The following is a 17,384-nucleotide window of genomic DNA, read 5'->3' on the forward strand; positions in this document are numbered from 1 at the left end:
GAAGCAGGCGGCAACAAAGCCAAATAACAGGGAGGAAACTCAAAATGGCTGATGTAACCAGCGGGTATTCCGCGTCCGGCGCCGAGGCGCCGCCGCAGGTGGATCTGACCGGGATCGACCCCGAACTATACAACGAGGACCAGCTGCCGACGACGGCTGCGGAACGCACCTGGGACTGGGTGGCGATTGCCGCGCTTTGGGTTGGCATGGTGGTCTGCATCCCGACCTATCTGCTGGCCTCCTACCTGATCGGCTCGGGCATGAGCTGGGATCAGGCGGTGATGACCATTCTGGTCGCCAACGCGATCGTGCTGATCCCGATGGTGCTGGTGGGCCATGCCGGCACCAAATACGGCATCCCCTTCCCGGTACTGCTGCGGTCTTCCTTCGGACCCACCGGCGCAAAGATCCCGGCGGTGGCCCGCGGCATCGTTGCCTGCGGCTGGTTCGGCATCCAGACCTGGGTTGGCGGCTCTGCGATCTTTGTGATCCTTAACACCCTGACCGGCGGTGCGCTGGCGGGCGAGGCGCTGCCGGTGCTGGGCATCAGCGCGGGCGAGTTCATCTGCTTCCTCGCCTTCTGGGCGCTGCATCTCTACTTCATAGCCAACGGTACCGAGTCGATCCGCTGGCTGGAGACCTATGCAGCCCCGTTCCTGCTGGCGATGGGCCTGGCGCTCCTGGCCTGGGCCTATGTCAACGCAGGCGGTTTCGGCGAGATGTTGTCGACCCCCAGCGCCTTTGATCCGGGCCAGCCGCAGGAAGGCCAGTTCTGGGTTGTCTTCTGGCCGAGCCTGACCGGCATGATCGGTTTCTGGGCGACGCTGGCGCTGAACATCCCCGACTTCACCCGCCACGCCAAAAGCCAGAAGGACCAGCTTTTGGGCCAGATGGTCGGCCTGCCGATCCCGATGGCGCTGTTTGCCTTCATCGCCTCCGCCGTGACCTCGGCCACTGTGGTGATCTATGGCGAGGCGATCTGGGATCCGATCCAGCTGTCTGAGAAGATGGGCGGGTTCTCGGTGATCATCGCGCTGTTTGCGCTGATCGTTGCGACGCTGACCACCAACCTGGCGGCAAACGTGGTGGCACCGGCGCACGGGTTCTCGAACCTGGCCCCCAGCAAGATCAACCTCAAGCGCGGCGGCTATATCACCGCGGGCATCGGCATTGCCATGTTCCCCTGGATCCTGGTGAATCACATCATCGGCTGGCTGATCGCCTATTCGGCGCTGCTGGGCCCGATTGCGGGCGTGATGCTGGCGGACTACTACCTGCTGCGCAAAACCAAGCTGGAAGTGGCGGATCTGTTCAAGATGAACGGCATCTATTCCGGCAGCAACGGCACCAACTGGGCCGGTGTCTGGGCACTTGTGATCGGCATCCTGCCGAACCTGCCGGGCTTCCTGGCCGGTGTCGGCATCACTGCGGGCACCTCGGACTTCTTTGCCACGATCTACACCTACGCCTGGTTCGTGGGACTGTTCGTGGCCGGCGCTGCCTATCTGGTGCTGGCGAAGATCCTGAATAAGTGACCTTTGGCCGGGGCGGCGCCTGCCGCCCCGGTTTCCTTTTCAGACCAGCGGAGTTCCCATGCCCAAAGCCTATTGGATTGCCCATGTCACCGTGACCAATCCCGACCCCTACAAGCTGTACGCTGAAGGCGCGACGGAGGCGTTCAAGACATTCGGCGCCCGCGTTCTGGCCCGCGGCGGCGCCTGCGAGCAGATGGAGGGCGACGGCCATCCGCGCAACGTGGTGATCGAGTTCGACTCGATGGAAGCCGCGCTTGGCTGCTACAACTCGCCGGAATACCAGGCCGCCAAAGCGCACCGCGAGGGCGCGGGGCTGGCCAATATCGTGATCGTCGAAGGCGCGCCTGGCTGACCGGGCCTGCATTTGCACCGGTTGCTTGCCGCCATGCGAGACGCGGGGGGGGGCAAGTTGCCGGTCAAGTCTTTGTTTTCCCAGTTAAACCCTGAATCCCGGTTGCGCGCTGCTATGATCGTCCTTCAAAATTGTCAGCTGACAACGACGTCAATCCGGTTTGCGCCATGGCGATGCTCAGCTCTTCGCTCAGCGCCTCCCACAGCTGTTGCAGCCCTGCCTCACCCCCTGCGGCAATGGCAAATTGCAGGATCCGCCCAAGGAAGGTGAAATCCGCCCCGGCTGACAGCGCCTTCAGCACGTCCTCGCCCGACCGGATGCCGCTGTCATAAAAAACCGGCACGTCCGGCCCGACCGCCGCCCGGATTTTCCTGAGCATCTCTATCGGCGCAGGCGCGGCCTCCAGCTGCCGGGCGCCGTGGCTGGAAACCTGGATCGCGTCCACGCCCGCCGGCACCAGAACGCGGGCGTCTTCAACGTCCAGCACACCCTTCACCACCAGCTTGCCGGGCCAGGCATCGCGCAGCCGGGCCAGCGTATCCCAGGTGGCGCGGGCCCGGCTTTCGGTGCGGTCGAAGTCATAGCCCTCCATCTCGAAATTCGCCATCACCGGCTTGCCCTTCAGCAGGGTGGTCAGCGACCAGCGCGGGTGCAGGGCAAAATCGAGGAACTGCCGCGGGCCGATGCGGAACGGCATCTTGAAGCCATGGCGCAATTCCCGCGGGCGGCGGCCCACCTCCGGCACATCGACCGTGAGAACCAGCGTCTGATAGCCAGCGGCGCGGGCGCGCTCGGCCAGCTTAAAGGTGCCGCTGCCGTCGCCGCTGAAATAGAGCTGGAACCAGGCATAGCCCTCTGCCGCTTCCAGAATGGTTTCCAAAGGGGTGGAGGCGACGGTGGAAACCCCGTGCGGCACCCGGTAGCGCGCCGCCAGCCGGGCCAGCATCAGGTCGGCGCCGGGGGCCGACAGGTTGCACATCCCCATGGGGGCAATGCCAAAGGGCCGGTCGGCCTCGGCGCCTAAAATCCGGGTGGCGAGCGAGCGCCGGCTGACATCGCGCAGGATGCGGGGCCGCAGGGTGAGGGCATCCAGGGCCGCGCGGTTGCGCGCCGCCCCGGTTTCCTGCCCGGCGGCCCCGTCGATATAGTCAAACACCATCCAAGGCAGCCGCCGCCGGGCCAGGCGGCGGGCGTCCTCAGCCGAATGGATGGCGCCAGCGGCCATCAGCCGGCCACGGCCTTCATAAAGCGGTCGCGGATCACCACCGGATCCATTGTGATCACCGGCATCTTGGCGTTGCCGCTGTCGCATTTGACCACCAGCACTGTGGCCTCGCCGCTGGCCAGCGCCTCCTCCAGCGCCGCGCCGGTGTCCTTGTCCTGCACCTCCACCACCCGGGCGCAGCCGGCGGCGCGGGCCATGCCGGCCAGATCGGTGCGCTGGCTGGTGTAGGTCGGCTGATCGCCGGTGGAGCCATAGGAGCCGTTGTCGATGATCATCAGGACATAGTTGCCGGGCGCGTTGTTGCCGATGGTGGGCAAGGTGCCGAGGTTGGTCAGGATCGAGCCGTCGCCGTCGATCACGATCACCGGTTTCGGCTGCGCCAGCGCCAGCCCCAGCCCGATGGAGGACGCCAGCCCCATGGTGCCCAGCATGTAGAAATTGCTGGGCTGGTCGTCGATCGCGTGCAGCTCTTGCGACGGAATGCCGATGTTGCAGACCACCAGTTCGTCGCGCAGGATGGGCGCGATCTCTTTCAGGATTTCGGAACGGATCATTGGTCGCCATAGCCTCCCCAGAAGTTGGCGTCGGTCAGAATGGCAACGGGCTTGTTGCACATGAAGGTGTATTTCAGGATGTTGTCGAATTCCTCGACGTCCCGCTGCCAGTGGAAGTGGTAGGTGGGAATGTTGAGCTGCGCCAGAAGCGCCTTGGTATGCACCGCCATTTCCACCTGGCAGGCCACCGGCTCGCGCAGCTCGCCGCGGTAGGAGATCAGCATCGGCAGCGGCATCCGGTAGTATTGGATCAGCGTTGCCAGCGTGTTGATGGTGACCCCGATGGCGGTGTTCTGCATGATGATGGCCGGGCGCTTGCCGCCCATCCAGGCGCCGGCGCACAGCCCCATGCCCTCATCCTCTTTGTTGGAGGGGATATGGAAGATGTCGTCGCGCTGGTCGATCTCCTCGATCACGCCGGCCAGCTGCTTACAGGGCACGGTCGTGACGAAGGAGACGCCGTTGGCCGCCAGATCGTCGGCGATCCTCTTGTCGATATTCATGGTCGGTTGCCTTTGCTTCGGGGGTCTTGTTTCGGGGTCACGAGGTGCGGCAGACATGCACCGCGCAGGGCGCGTGGCGGACCACGCGGGCGGCTGTCGAGCCGAGGAAAAAGTCGCTAAGCCCCGGTTTGTGGGAGCCGACGACGATGCAGTCCATGCCGTGCTGCTCGGCGTATTCGACGATGGCGCGGTAGGACCGGCCCTTGATGATCTCTGCCGTGACATCGCCGTAGCCTGCGGTTTTTTCGGCCAGCGCCTCGCGGGCCTTGTCAAAGCCCTCGCGCACGGTGTCTTCGTCCAAGTAGGCGGTGACCGAACTGTGCGGCGGCTCATAGACATGGAGCGCGGTGATCTGCCCGCCGGGGTTGCACAGGGTGGCGGCGGCCTTCAGCGTTGTTCCGGACACCCCGTGATCCAGGGCCATGGGAACCAGGATATTGTCATACATGGTTGCTCTCCGTTTGTTTGGGGCGCGCGGTCAGGCCCAGGGGTCGAGGATGATCTTGGGCGCCGCCACCGCGCCGCTGCGCAGGTCGCGAAAGGCAGCAGCGCCGTCTGACAGCGGCCGCGTTTCGGGCCAGTCCAGCAGCCCAAGGCGGCCGTCAAAGATCGCTTGCGCGGTGTCGCGGAAGTCCTGCGCGGTATAGGTGTAGGTGCCGATGAAGGTGATCTCCTGCAGGGTCATGCGGCGGATATCCAGGCCGCCGGTGTCCTCGCCCAGGCCGACATGGGCAATCACCCCGCCGGGCGCAGCAGCGGCTGAGGCGGCGGTGCGGGTGGCGGCATAGCCGACGGCGTCCACTACCAGCGGCACCATGCCCCGAAACTCCGCCACTGCCTGCTGGCCGCAGCGGTCTGTCAGGAAGGCCCGGCGCGCGGCGTTGGGTTCCTGGATCGTCACATCCTCCACCCCCATCGCCCTGAGCGCCAGTGCCGCCGCCAGCCCGATGGCACCGCCGCCGATCACCAGCGCGCGGCGTTCGGTGTCCGGATGCAGCGCCTCCAGCGCCAGCCGGGCGGCGTGCCAGCTGACTGCCAGCGGTTCGGCCAGCGCGGCCTTTGAAAGCGGCACATCGTCCGGCACGGTCACCAGGTTACGCTCCGGCAACGCCACAAACTGGGCAAAGGCGCCCGCGCGCGGGGGCATCGAGATGATCTGGCGGCTGGCGCAGAGGTTTTCGCGCCCCGATGCGCAGGCAGCGCAACTGCCGCAGGTCACCAGCGGATTGATCGTCACCCGGCGGCCCGCCTGCGGGCCGTCCTCGATCACGCCCGCGGCTTCGTGGCCGAGGATCAGCGGTGCGGGCCTGCGGGCGTCGTGGCCCAGATAGGCGTGCATGTCCGAGCCGCAGATGCCGGAGGCATGGACGCGGATCAGCTGCTCGTCCGGCTGGCCTGCGGCCATCGGCACATCACGGACCGCCAGCGTCTCAACCCCTTCATAAACCAAGGCTTTCATTTCGCGGTGAACCCCCCGTCAACCATCAGGATTTGCCCAGTGACATAGGCCGAGGCCTCGGAGCACAGGAACAGCAGCGGCCCGTCGAGATCCTCCAGCCGGCCGTTGCGGCCGATGCAGGTTTGCGCGGCGTTGCGGGCGGCGCGGGTGTCATCCCCGAACACCGCCTGGGTCAGCTCGGTCGGAAAAAACCCCGGCCCGATTGCGTTGGCGGTGATGCCATGGGACGACCAGGCCTCTGCCATGGCGCGGGTCAGCTGGCCGATCCCGCCCTTGCTGGCGCCATAGGCGATGCCGCCGGGAAAGGCGCGGGTGGTCTGCAGCGAGGCAAAGTTGACGATCCGCCCCCAGCCCTGCTTTTGCATCGCGGGCACAAACGCCTGGCTGAGGAAGAAGGGCGCCGACAGGTTCAGCGCCACAGTCTGATCCCAACCCTCTGCCGTCACTGCATCTGCGGGTTGCCGCGTGTTGACGCCGGCTGCGTGGATCAGGATGTCCGGCGCGCCGAAGGGGGCCGTGACGGTGTCCCGCAGCGCCTCCAGCGCGCTGCGGTCCGCCACATCCGCGACCGCATAAGCCGCAGCCGGGCCGATCTCGGCACAGAGGCTTTCCAGCGCCTCCGCCCGGCGGGCCACTGCGACCACCTGCGCCCCGGCGGCGGCCAGCGTGAGGGCCGCCCGCCGCCCCAGGCCGGAGCTGGCGCCGGTGATGCAGGCGGTCCGGCCTGTCAGATCGAACAGGGCGCGCGGGTCAGCCATTGGCGGTCAGGTCAAAGGTTTCGTCCGGGAAATACTTGGCCAGCCGCACGTCGGCGGCGCGGGCGTGGCCCTCCATCCCTTCCAGCCGGGCGATCCGCGCCGTGGCCTCGGCCACCGGTTTGGAGCCTTCGCGGGTGGCGCGCTGCCAGGTGACGATCTTCATGTATTTGTGCACCGACAGCCCGCCGGTATAGCTGGCCGCGCGCGAGGTCGGCAGCACGTGGTTGGTGCCCGCCGCCTTGTCGCCGTAAGAAACCGTGGTCTCCTCGCCCAGGAACAGCGAGCCGTAGCAGGTGAGCCGCTGCAGCCACCAGTCCAGATCCGCGGCTTGCACCGTCAGATGCTCCGGCGCGTATTCGTCGGAACAGGCCGCCATGTCCTCGCGGTCCGCGCACAGGATCACCTCGGCATAGTCGCGCCATGCGGCGGTGGCGTTCTCGCGGTTCACCTCCGGCAGGTCGTCGATGTAGCCGGGCACCAGCCGCATCACCTCTTCCGCAAGGGTGCGGTCATCGGTCACCAGCCAGACCGGCGAGTTGTAGCCATGCTCTGCCTGGCTCACCAGATCGGTGGCGACGATGTGCGCATCCGCCGTGCCGTCGGCCAGGATCAGGCTGTCGGTGGGGCCTGCGATCATGTCGATGCCGACACGGCCGAACAGGATGCGCTTGGCCTCGGCCACAAACTGGTTGCCGGGGCCGACCAGGATATTGGCCTTGGGCAGGCCAAAGAGGCCGAATGTCATGGCCGCCACACCCTGCACGCCGCCCATCGCCATGATCTGGTCCGCGCCGCAGATATGGGCGGCATAGACGATGGCGGGGGCCACGCCCACCCCGGGGCGCGGCGGCGAGCAGGCGGCGATGTGCTTGCAGCCCGCAACCTTGGCGGTGGTCACCGTCATGATGGCGCTGGCGATATGGCTGTAGCGCCCGCCGGGCACATAGCAGCCCGCCGCATCCACAGGGATCACCTTTTGCCCGGTGATGAAGCCGGGAGAGATTTCGGTTTCCACATTCTGCATCGTGCTTTTCTGCAGCTCCGCAAAGCGGCGCACATTGTCGTGGGCGAACCGGATGTCGGCCTTCAGTTTCTCCGGCACTTGCGCACAGGCGGCCTCGATCTCCTCTTCCGTCAGCAGCACATTGCCTTCGTACCGGTCGAACTTGGCGGCGTATTCCAGCGCCTTGGCGTCGCCGCCGGCTTCGATGTCGTCCAGGATGCCCTGCACGGTCTTATGGGTCTCGGAGGCATCCGACTTGGGGGTCAGGTCGGCCTTCTTGAGGTATTCTCGGGTCATTTCCAGGGGGTCCTATTTGAAGATATCAGGAAGCAGCGTGGTCGAGATCGGCGGAATGTAGGCGATCAGCAGCACCACGATCAGCATGGTCAGAACAAAGGGGATGGCGCGGGCGGCGATCTTGAGGATGGACTCGCCGGTGATGCCGGAGACAACGAACAGGTTCAGGCCCAGCGGCGGGGTGATGAAGCCCACCCCCAAGGCGGTGATCATCATGATGCAGAACTGGATTTCGTTCATGCCGATGTTGTCCGCGAGCGGCTTCAGGATCGGTGCCAGGATCACGATGTTGGGGGTCGTCTCCATTACGCAGCCCGCGGCGATCAGGATGCAGATCATCAGCAGGATCAGCACCGAGGGATCATCGGTCAGCCCGGTAACCGCGGTCACGAACCCCTGCGGCACGCCCATGATGGCCAGTGCCTCTGCCAGCGGGGCGGAAAAGGCGATGATCGGCAGGATCACCCCGTTCACCTTGGCGGAGCTGACCAGCATCGCCGGGAAGTCCGACAGTTTCAGGGTGCCGAGCAGGAAGCCCATCAGGATGGTGACGACCACGGCGGTGGCGCCGGCCTCGGTCGGGGTCAGGCGGCCGGAGAAGATGCCGTAGAAGATGATGCCCGGCACGATGAAGGCATACCACCCGGATTTCAGCGCATGGCCCAGGTTGCCCAGCCACTCGCCCAGCCCCATGTTGCCGCCGGTCTCATAGGTATAAAGCCGGTTCATGATGATGTTGGTGATCAGGATCGACACCAGGATCGCGAGGCCGGGGATCAGCGCCGCCAGAAACAGGGTGGAGGCGGAAATACCCAGCACCAGGCCGATGATGATATAGGCGATGGAGGGCGGGATCAGGATGCCGGTGCAGGCACCCGCGGCCACCAGGGCGCAGGCATAGGGGCGCGGATAGCCGCTTTCGACCAGCCGGGTGATGGTCATCCGCCCGACTGCCGCCGCACCCGCGGCGTCAGAGCCGGAGATTGCGGCAAACATGCCGCAGACCAGCACCGTGGCAGAGCCGAAGCCGCCCCGCGTCCAGCAGGTCAGCGCCTCGGCCACATCGAGGAACTTCTTGCTGAGCCCGGTGCGCACCAGCACGTCGCCGGTCAGGATGAACAGCGGCACCGCGGTCAGGGCAAAGGCGTCGATGCCGGTGAACAGGCTTTCGCCGATGGCGCTGAGCGGCAGGTCGCCCGACATCACCAGCATGGTGATCGCCGCCGCGCCGATAGCGGCCCAGACCGGCACCGCCAGCGCAATCAGCGCCACGAACATGATCACCGGCAGATAGAAGTCCCAGCCCAGTTCGACTGTTTGGTTGAGTGAATTCCACAGCATCGCTTAAGGCCCCTCAATCAAACAGCTTGTCGCCTTCAAAGACGGGGGTGCCGTCGCGAAGGCTGCGGTAGTCGCGCAGGAAGGATTGCAGCAGGCGCCAGACCATCAGGGTGAACCCCGCGGGCACCGCCATCAGGAACCAGACCATGGAGACCCGCAGCCCGTGGCTGACCGATCCGAACTTGGCCGAGACCAGCACCGTCTCAAACGACCAGTAGAGCGCCACCAGGGCGACGATGAACATCACCAGATCGCCGAAGATGTAGAGCAGCGCCTTGGGCCGGGGGCCGAGGTAGTGCATCAGCACGTCAATGCGGATATGGGCGCGTTCCTTGACCGCAGCCGCGGCGCCGATCCAGGCCAGGTAGATAAAGGAATAGCGGACGATCTCCTCGCCCCAGATCGAGGAATAGGCAAACAGCTCGCGCCGGATCACCTCGATCGCCATGGTGATGACCAGCATCACGTAGAAGGTCAGCAGCAGCCAGCGCTCTGCGTTCTTGTCTATCGTTTGCAGGATCTTCATCGCTATTCCCGGGGTTCAGGCACACCCCCGCAGCCAGCCGGCAGGCTGCTGCAGAAGCGGCGATTTCGAAAGCGGGCGGCCGCCGGTGTCCGGCGCGCGCCCCTGCAGCGCTCAGGCGTCGTGGACGTAGTATTTGCCCTGGGTGCCTGCGGCCTCTTCCAGCTTGGCGAAATTGTCCATCGACCCGGCAAGTTCGGTCTTGAAGGCATCCCACTCGCTGCGCTGATAGCCGCCGGCGTCCTTCCACTCGGCCAGCTGGTCATCGCTCAGCGTATGGAATTCGACGCCCGCCTTGGCCAGTTCCGCCATTGCATAGGCGCGGGCGGAGGGCACCTTGGACAGGTTCTGATGCGCGGTCATTTCCGAGCCCCACATCACACCGTCCTGCACGTCCGCCGGCAATGAGTTGAACCACTCAAGATTGCAGGAATAGACCTGGCTGTCCGGCACCGCCTGGGTAAAAGTCACGTGGCTGAGAATGTCCTTGAAGCCAAAGACATAAAGCGCCCCGACGGACGGATCGAGCGCATCCGCCACCCCCTGTTTGATCGCCGAGGGAGTCTCGCCCCAGGCCACCGGCGTGGGGTTGGCGCCGACCATGCGGTAATACTGCTGCAGCATCTTCGAGCCCGGCACCCGGAATTTCACGCCCGCCATGTCGCCCGGCGACATCACCGCGTTGCCGCCCTTGCGCACCGCGACCACACGGGGGTCGATGTTGACATAAAACAGCGCTTTGAAACCGGCGGCCTCGACCTTGGGATGCACCTCGGTCTTCCAGAAACCGGAGTTCACCAGATTGGTGAACCGCTGGTTGGAGCCGCAAAGATAGGGCATGTTGATCAGGTCAACGGTGGAGGCGAAGGGCGCGAAGTTCGACAGCGAATGCTGCGCGGCCTGGATGGTGCCGCCTTGAACCTTCTGCACCAGCGCGCCGCCCGCACCAAGCTGGCCGCCAGGGGCAAGCTTGACGTAGATCTTGCCGTTGGTGGCGTTCTGGATGTTCTCTTTTAAATCCAGCTGCATGATCGGATAGCTGCGGGAGGCGCCGAGCACATAAGCGGTCGCCACCGTCATGATATGCTCCGCTGCGCGCTCGCGCTCTTTCTCTTCCTTGGCAGTCTGCGCGGCGGCCTCCGATGACCACAGAATGCCGCCCGCACCCGCCACCAGCGCCGCGGTGAAGGAGCCGGTTGAGGCCAGTTTCAGAAAATTACGGCGCTCCGCAGATTTGGGGCCATCCTTGTCAGTCGTCATTGTCTTCCTCCCTTGGAAATCCGTCAGCTGCCGTTGTTTTTCTTGTGGTCAGCCTCGCGCTTGAGGATCGCGGCCACGAACAGGACCGAGGCCGCAAACAGGACCAGCATCTCTCCCACGTCGTTCAGAAAGCCGCCGCCGCCAAACGCGCCCAGGGCGACATTGGCAAAGAACACGGCAAAGACGGCAACGGCAGCGAGGAGAAACATCGTTTAATCCCGTTTTTTGATCCCAACACCATTTGTAAGCGCTTACATCATTAATGCAAGCGCTTACATGGGCGGATGGCAATGGCTGCGATTTGTGCTAAGACAGGGGCCAATGGAATGGCAGGCATGATATGGGAAAAACCCGCTCAGCTCCGACACTTACCGATGTTGCACGGGAGGCCGGCGTCTCGACCGCGACGGTGTCGCGCTGCCTCAACACGCCGGAACGGGTGATCGAATCGACCCGTCAGCGGGTCCTGCAGGCGGTCGAATCACTGGGCTACACCCCGAATTTTGCGGCCCGGGTGATGGCGGCCAAGCGCAGCTTTACCATCGGGGCGATCATTCCCACCATGGATAATGCGATCTTTGCCCGCGGCCTGCAGGCCTTCCAGGACGAGCTGCGGGAGCGCGGCTATACGCTGCTGGTGTCCAGCTCGGCCTATGATCCGGAGGCCGAACGCGAGCAGATCCGCACCCTGGTTGCGCGCGGCGCGGACGGGCTGCTGCTGATCGGGCACGCGCGCGACCCGCAGATTTACGAATACCTCGACCGGCATCAGGTGCCGTCGCTGGTCGCCTGGTCCTATGTGCCGGAGGCCAGGCGGCCCTCGGTCGGGTTCAGCAATGCCTGCGCCATGCGCGCGCTGGCGGAGAGCGTTCTGGCGGCGGGCCACCGGCGGATTGCGATGATTTCCGGCCTGACGGAGGGCAACGACCGGGCGCTGAGCCGGGTGGAGGGTGTCAGGCAGGCATTGCAGGCGGCCGGCCTGGGGGAGGGGGCGCTGACCCTGATCGAAACCCCGTATGAAATCGACAAGGGGGCAGAGGCGTTCCGCCAGCTGATGGCGCTGGAGCCGCGCCCGACGGTGGTGATGTGCGGCAACGACGTGCTGGCGGCGGGCGCCTTGCGCAAGGCGAAAGGGATGGGCATCGCGGTGCCGGAGCAGGTCTCTGTCACCGGGTTCGACGACATCGAATTGGCGGCAATTGTCAGCCCGGCGCTGACCACGGTGCATGTTCCGCACCGCGAAATGGGCCGCAAGGCCGCGCGGGAGCTGGTGGCGATGGTTGAAGGCACATCGGCGGGGCAGCCGGAGTGCATCAGCACGCATGTCGTGACGCGGCAGTCGCTGGCTGCGCCGCCTGACCCGTCGTGAAAACGGTCAAAATCAGCGGTTGAACACGAAAGCTGCGCGCAGCGGGCGCTGTCCGGGCACATGTGGACACCGGCAAGCGGGCCTGCCGGTGTCCTTTGCATGTCTGGGGCTTGCCGCCCGCGCTTACTCCGCCGCGATTGCGCGGTTGCCGCGGTCTTCCGGCTGGAACGGCGACCATTCAAGTTCGCCGTCATACCGCCAGGCCAGCTTGCCTTCGCTGTCCATCGCAATCAGCGACAGCCAGCGGTTGTCGAACAGCGCCCTGACATTGGCGTGCCGTTTCAAGACATCGGTCATCGCCTCGCGCGGGGCTTCGATGATGACGGTCAGGCGCAGCGGGTCATGCTGGAAGCCGTCGCCATCGTGCACCGACTGCCAGGGCAGCCCGGGGCGCAGGGCGCCGCCGTTGCCTTCCAGCACGCCGATGCCGCCCGCAACATTGTGCAGCAGCTTGTTGCCGCCGCCGAACAGCTCCGGCGCCACGGTGGAACCGTAGTACTGCAGGCTGATCCAGCTGGCGACCTGCACCGGGGCGGTCATGATCAGCTCCAGCACGCCAAAGCCCTCGTCGGTCTGCCAATCGTAGTTGTGCAGGAAGGTGTTGCCGGACAGGTCCGCGCCCTCCGTCCGCTGACGCGGGGCGGCGATCAGCGCCTGGCAGCCGGCCAGGCCCCATTCGGGGCGCAGCTCGGCCCAGTCGCTTGCCCGGCGGGCAATGTCCGCTTCCCCCTTGGCCCGCGGCAGCCGGATCGCGCGTTCGCTGCGGGCCAGCCGCCCGGCATCGTCCAGCCAGCGCTTCAGCCGGGCGACATCCGCCTTCCACTCCTGCCCCGGCAGATCCTGCTCATAGAGCGTGACCGCGTCGGTGGTGGTGTGGTGCAGCGCCGGCAGGAACAGCGTATCGGCGGGGATGCTGATGCCTTCGCCCCGCAGCCCCTCGCGCACCTGGGCGTCATTCAGCAGCCCGGCCAGCAGGCGCGCGTTCACATCGCCGGCATGGCCGCCGCAGGCGCCGCACTGCAGGGCGCTTTCATGCGGGTTGTTGGTGACATCGGCGCCGTGGCCCGTAAGCATCACGATCCGCGCGAAATTCTCTGTCAGGGACATCGCGGCCAGCACGGATTTGGCCATGCCGACGCGGGTTTCCAGACCGATCGCAGGGTCAAGCTGCGGGGCGGGGTCCGGCTTGGCGCCAGCGGGGCGGCCAAGCGAGTCCCGCAGCAGCTTGCTGACATACAGCGGGCCGGTGGCCTCGACAAAGGCAAAGGAGGAGACCGCCGCCAGTTTGAACCGGCCCCAGGCGCGCTTGGCCCGCGCCGCATAGCGCCGCTTCCGGTCAATGTCGTCCGCTTCGGCGGCCTGCGAGGTTACACCGGGCTGCAGCAGGACCGGGCCGCGGATCTCGGTCACGTCCGAACCGGCGGCGCGGTGCGCGCTGGCAAGGCCGAAGAAGCCCGCGAAGCCGATGGTTTCGATCCCGGCGTCCTGGGCTTCCAGCATCCGGCGGAACACCTCGGAGCGCACGTCGATGCAGAAGGCGGCCTGCACCGCAGGGCGTCCCTCAGTCCGGCGCGGCTGGCGGGAGGCCAGGACAGCGGAAAGCTTGCGCTGCTGCGCCCGCTCGGCGGCGTCCTGAAGCACCGCGTCGATGACCAGATCCCGGCTGGGGGTCACCGGCATTTCATGCTGTGCGGCAACCTCTGCCCAGCGGCTGGCAATCTGCTCCTTGTAGAGATGGAACAGCGCCTCGTCGAAGACCATCCGGACCGCCAGCAGCTCAGCCGCGGTGTTGTCGGCCTTGCCGTCCAGTTCCGCCTGCCACAGCAGATAGCGCGCATACTGCGCCCAGCCGCCCAGGGTGATCAGCCACCTGTGGTAGGCGGTGCCGGCGGCCCCGGCCGACACGCCGAGGGCCTCGGACGCACGGCCGATGGCCCGCCAGTGGGACCGGTTGGTGGCGGCAACGAAGGCGCCGAAGCCCTTGAGGCCGTGAATTTCCGGGGTCAGATCGCGGGAGGCGAATTCGCGCCAGGCGCTGAACGCGCCGCCGGTGCGGTTGGGCTGCCACAGCGCCTGTCCCTGATCGAAGTGGCTGGACGCCCAAACGCCGATCCGCTCCTCGATCAGGCCGGGCCAGTCGATGCCGGACACATCCGCCGCCAGTTCCGCCACCGTGGGCAGCGCGCTCAGCGGTGCGCTTTCGGTCCTGAGCGCCGCCTTGACGGTGTCCAGATCCGGCTGGCCAAAGCGGGTTTCGGCACTGGCAAGCGCATCGCGCAGATCCTCCACGCCGATCTCTCCGGCGTCGAATTTGGCCGCCCAATGCGCGCGCTCCGGCGTGATCCGTGCACCGGCGACCCGCGCCATGCGCGCGGCCGCCACTGCCAGGGGTTCACCGGTCTGGCCAAGGAAAGGGTTGACCGCAACGCTGGATGAGAGCGGGAACAGCGGCGGGATGGCTTTCACCGCCTTGTTCGCCTCAGCCACAAATTCCAGCAGGGCAGCGGGGTAGGTTTCGTGCTTGGTAAACATGTCTCGCTCCGTTTCAGGCGGTTTTCCGGTTCGACCAGCCGTCCAGCAGCCTGTCGAAGATCGCGTTTGCGTAAAGCCCGTTGGACAGATGCACGCGCAGGCCGGAGGCGGCCGGATGCGTGGCCCAGAGCGGGAAGGTTGCCTGCGCCACGGCAACCGCGCCGAAGCTGAGCAGCGCCAGAACGATCAGTGCCCATTCCAGCGGGCCCGGGGCGGGGGCCGGGGGCAGCGTGCCGGCCGTCATGTGCAGGGCTGCAGATTGCAGCAGGAAGTAGCCCACCGAGGTTGCGGAGGCATAGATCACGGTGCGGCGGGTCAGCGCGCCGGGGGCTGCATCGGCAAAACCTTGTGCCAGGATGTAGGCGACGCCGAAGATCAGGATCACACCCAGGGCGATGGCCTGAACCGACTTGCCGTCAAAGCCGAAGACCGCGCCGATCAGCCCGTACATCACAATGCCGATGGCAAAGGCCTGCAGCACGTTGCGGGCGCTTGGCACCGCGACCGGGCCAGGGCGGCGGATGGCGGCAACATTGCGGACCGCCTCGCCCGCGCTGAGGAAGGCGTGCGCCTTATACAGCGAATGCGCCACGATGTGCAGCAGGGCCAGCGGGAACAGTGCCAGGCCGCATTGCATGACCATAAAGCCCATCTGCGCGATCGTGGACCACGCCAGCGAGGTCTTGACCGCGGCTTGGGTCAGCATCACCAGCCCGCCGAACAGCGCGGTGAAGCCGCCCAGCATCACCAGCAGCGCCATAACACCCGGCGCGGCCAGCATCACATCGGCAAACCGGATCAGCAGGAAGCCGCCCGCGTTGATGACACCCGCATGCAGCAGCGCCGAAACCGGGGTCGGGGCCTCCATCACCTCGGTCAGCCAGCCGTGGGCCGGAAACTGCGCCGAGGCCAGCACCGCCGCCAGGGCAACCAGCAGCGCCGCGGCAACCGTCGCCGGGCCCGGCTGCGCGGCGGCCAGGATCGCGGAGATGTCGGACGTGCCGTAGCCCAGCACCAGCAGCAGCACCGCGCCTGCCAGCGCGAATTCGCTTGCCCGCGCAACAACGGCCTTTTTGCGTGCGGCGCGCCGGGCGGTGGTGCGCTCCGGATAAAACAGAAGCAGGCGGTTCAGCAGCAGGCTGGTTGCCACCCAGGCCGCCAGAAGCTGAATAAGGTTGCCCGACATCACCAGCAGCAGAACCGCGGCCAAGGTCGCCGACATCCAGCCGGTAAACGCGCCCTGGCGCGCTTCGCCGTCCATATAGGTGGCCGCGTAGCGCATGACGATCCAGCCGATGAAGCTTACCAGCACCAGCATGGTGGCACTGACCGCGTCCAGCCGGACGGAAATCCCCACGCCCCACAGGCCGATCAGCGCCGAGTTTCCCGGGCCGTGAAGCAGCAGCAGGACGGCTGAGAGGGCCGAGACGGCAAAGGCGGCAAGCGCGGACCATTCGGCCAAGCGGGGCAGCAGGGCGGGGCGGCGGCCAGGTGTCTGGCGCGCATAGACCGCGGCGGCCAGCAGGATAAGCGGGCTTAGAAGTGGCAGAAACAGGTGACTCATGGTTCAATTTCCTTGGTCTCAGCAGGCGGAATCGCGTTCCAGAAGGAGATAGGGCAAGTTTTTAGTTATAAAAAATTCATTGTTTGTTTGATTGTGTTCTAATAAATAGAACGATATGCCGCTGAACTATCACCACCTCCGCTATTTCTGGGCGGTTGCGCACGACGGGAACCTGACCCGGACCGCGCAGCAGCTGAACCTGTCGCAATCTGCCTTGTCCGTTCAGATCAAGCAGCTGGAGGAACGTCTGGGCCATGCCCTGTTCGAGCGCCGCGGGCGGCAATTGCATCTGACCGAGGCGGGCCGGATCGCCCTGGACCATGCGGATGCGATCTTTACCGCCGGGCAGGAACTGGTCGCCACATTGCAGGAGACAGGCCGCACCCGTCAGGCGCTGCGCGTGGGGGCGCTGGCCACCTTGTCCCGTAATTTCCAGATCGGTTTCCTGCGCCCGATCCTGGCGCGGACGGATGTTGAGGTGATCCTGCGCTCCGGCAGCCCGGCGGAACTGCTGGAGGGGCTGGGCACGCTCAACCTGGATCTGGTGCTGATGAACCGGGAGCCGCCGGACGACAGTCTGGCGCCCTATGAAACCCATCAGATCGCCGAACAGGCCGTCAGCATCGTTGGCTCCCCGGAACGGTTCGACCCGGACCGGCCTATCCGTGAACTGCTTGGCGAACACCCGTTTATTCTGCCCACCACCGACAACACCCTGCGCACAGCCTTCGATGCCATGGCCAGCCGGCTGTCGGTGCGCCCGCAAGTGGCGGCAGAGGTGGATGATATGGCGATGATGCGCCTGCTGGCGCGGGAAAACATCGGCCTGGCCCTGGTGGCGCCGATTGTGGTTCAGGATGAGTTGACCTCCGGGCGGCTGGTGGAAGCCCGGGAGCATCCGCGGATCAGGGAGACGTTTTACGCCATCACCCTGCGCCGCCGGTTTCCCAACCCGGTTGTGCAGGAGCTGCTGGCGAGCAGCTTTGATCCGGCACCGCTGCCCTGAGCCTCTGACCGGTCAGGGCCGCTGCGGGGATTCGTCACGTTTGAAAAAATGCTTCACTCTGGCAATCCGCTGCCGGATACGAGGCCGCGGGCCCGCAGCGCTG

Annotated in this window: 17 protein-coding genes; 4 read left to right on the top strand and 13 right to left on the bottom strand. The window is 65.8% G+C overall.

The window, feature by feature from the left end; all coding sequences use genetic code 11:
• The first annotated feature begins 44 nt into the window (after nucleotides 1–44).
• Nucleotides 45–1,535, top strand: a complete 1,491-nt coding sequence (locus tag CAER_RS0103065; RefSeq protein ID WP_027234034.1) for an NCS1 family nucleobase:cation symporter-1 — start codon at nucleotides 45–47, stop codon at nucleotides 1,533–1,535.
• A 58-nt stretch (nucleotides 1,536–1,593) separates the two neighbouring features.
• A complete protein-coding gene (locus tag CAER_RS0103070; RefSeq protein ID WP_027234035.1) occupies nucleotides 1,594–1,887 on the top strand; it encodes a DUF1330 domain-containing protein in 294 nt (97 codons plus the stop codon).
• A 112-nt stretch (nucleotides 1,888–1,999) separates the two neighbouring features.
• Here the strand turns inward: CAER_RS0103070 and CAER_RS0103075 are convergent, their stop codons facing one another.
• From CAER_RS0103075 to CAER_RS0103125, 11 genes are all read right to left on the bottom strand, one after another.
• A complete protein-coding gene (locus CAER_RS0103075) occupies nucleotides 2,000–3,112 on the bottom strand; it encodes an alpha-hydroxy acid oxidase (protein ID WP_027234036.1) in 1,113 nt (370 codons plus the stop codon).
• Entirely contained in the window at nucleotides 3,112–3,666 is a 555-nt protein-coding gene (gene comE / locus CAER_RS0103080) for a sulfopyruvate decarboxylase subunit beta (RefSeq protein ID WP_027234037.1), read from the bottom strand. The genes CAER_RS0103075 and comE overlap by 1 nt, the downstream gene beginning before the upstream one ends.
• Nucleotides 3,663–4,169, bottom strand: a complete 507-nt coding sequence (gene comD / locus CAER_RS0103085) for a sulfopyruvate decarboxylase subunit alpha (protein WP_008558271.1) — start codon at nucleotides 4,167–4,169, stop codon at nucleotides 3,663–3,665. The genes comE and comD overlap by 4 nt, the downstream gene beginning before the upstream one ends.
• Before the next feature lie 37 nt (nucleotides 4,170–4,206).
• Nucleotides 4,207–4,617, bottom strand: coding sequence for a universal stress protein (locus CAER_RS0103090; RefSeq protein WP_027234038.1), 411 nt, complete (start codon nucleotides 4,615–4,617; stop codon nucleotides 4,207–4,209).
• Between the two features lie 30 nt (nucleotides 4,618–4,647).
• The gene (locus CAER_RS0103095; protein ID WP_027234039.1) at nucleotides 4,648–5,628 is read right to left on the bottom strand and encodes an alcohol dehydrogenase catalytic domain-containing protein; all 981 of its coding nucleotides are present in this window, start codon (nucleotides 5,626–5,628) and stop codon (nucleotides 4,648–4,650) included.
• Nucleotides 5,625–6,386, bottom strand: a complete 762-nt coding sequence (locus CAER_RS0103100; RefSeq protein ID WP_027234040.1) for an SDR family NAD(P)-dependent oxidoreductase — start codon at nucleotides 6,384–6,386, stop codon at nucleotides 5,625–5,627. The genes CAER_RS0103095 and CAER_RS0103100 overlap by 4 nt, the downstream gene beginning before the upstream one ends.
• A complete protein-coding gene (gene hisD, locus CAER_RS0103105; RefSeq protein WP_027234041.1) occupies nucleotides 6,379–7,686 on the bottom strand; it encodes a histidinol dehydrogenase in 1,308 nt (435 codons plus the stop codon). The genes CAER_RS0103100 and hisD overlap by 8 nt, the downstream gene beginning before the upstream one ends.
• 12 nt (nucleotides 7,687–7,698) lie before the next feature.
• Nucleotides 7,699–9,027, bottom strand: a complete 1,329-nt coding sequence (locus tag CAER_RS0103110; RefSeq protein ID WP_027234042.1) for a TRAP transporter large permease — start codon at nucleotides 9,025–9,027, stop codon at nucleotides 7,699–7,701.
• Between the two features lie 13 nt (nucleotides 9,028–9,040).
• A complete protein-coding gene (locus CAER_RS0103115; RefSeq protein WP_027234043.1) occupies nucleotides 9,041–9,553 on the bottom strand; it encodes a TRAP transporter small permease in 513 nt (170 codons plus the stop codon).
• Between the two features lie 111 nt (nucleotides 9,554–9,664).
• Nucleotides 9,665–10,810, bottom strand: coding sequence for a TRAP transporter substrate-binding protein (locus tag CAER_RS0103120; RefSeq protein WP_027234044.1), 1,146 nt, complete (start codon nucleotides 10,808–10,810; stop codon nucleotides 9,665–9,667).
• A 23-nt stretch (nucleotides 10,811–10,833) separates the two neighbouring features.
• Entirely contained in the window at nucleotides 10,834–11,019 is a 186-nt protein-coding gene (locus CAER_RS0103125; protein ID WP_027234045.1) for a hypothetical protein, read from the bottom strand.
• Nucleotides 11,020–11,150: 131 nt separating this feature from the next.
• Here CAER_RS0103125 and CAER_RS0103130 point away from each other — a divergent pair, with 131 nt between their 5' ends.
• A complete protein-coding gene (locus CAER_RS0103130) occupies nucleotides 11,151–12,179 on the top strand; it encodes a LacI family DNA-binding transcriptional regulator (protein ID WP_027234046.1) in 1,029 nt (342 codons plus the stop codon).
• Between the two features lie 123 nt (nucleotides 12,180–12,302).
• Here CAER_RS0103130 and CAER_RS0103135 read toward each other — a convergent pair whose 3' ends face one another.
• Nucleotides 12,303–14,711 (bottom strand): YbcC family protein, encoded by a 2,409-nt coding sequence (locus CAER_RS0103135; protein WP_027234047.1) that lies wholly within the window; start codon nucleotides 14,709–14,711, stop codon nucleotides 12,303–12,305.
• A gap of 13 nt (nucleotides 14,712–14,724) precedes the next feature.
• Entirely contained in the window at nucleotides 14,725–16,275 is a 1,551-nt protein-coding gene (locus CAER_RS0103140; protein ID WP_027234048.1) for a proton-conducting transporter transmembrane domain-containing protein, read from the bottom strand.
• A gap of 115 nt (nucleotides 16,276–16,390) precedes the next feature.
• On the opposite strand from CAER_RS0103140, the gene CAER_RS0103145 reads away from it, so the two are divergent.
• On the top strand, nucleotides 16,391–17,281 hold the full coding sequence (locus tag CAER_RS0103145; RefSeq protein ID WP_027234049.1) for a LysR family transcriptional regulator: 891 nt from the start codon (nucleotides 16,391–16,393) through the stop codon (nucleotides 17,279–17,281).
• Nucleotides 17,282–17,384: the final 103 nt, after the last annotated feature.

It is taken from the genome of Leisingera caerulea DSM 24564, from assembly GCF_000473325.1.
Classification (GTDB): Bacteria; Pseudomonadota; Alphaproteobacteria; order Rhodobacterales; family Rhodobacteraceae; genus Leisingera; species Leisingera caerulea.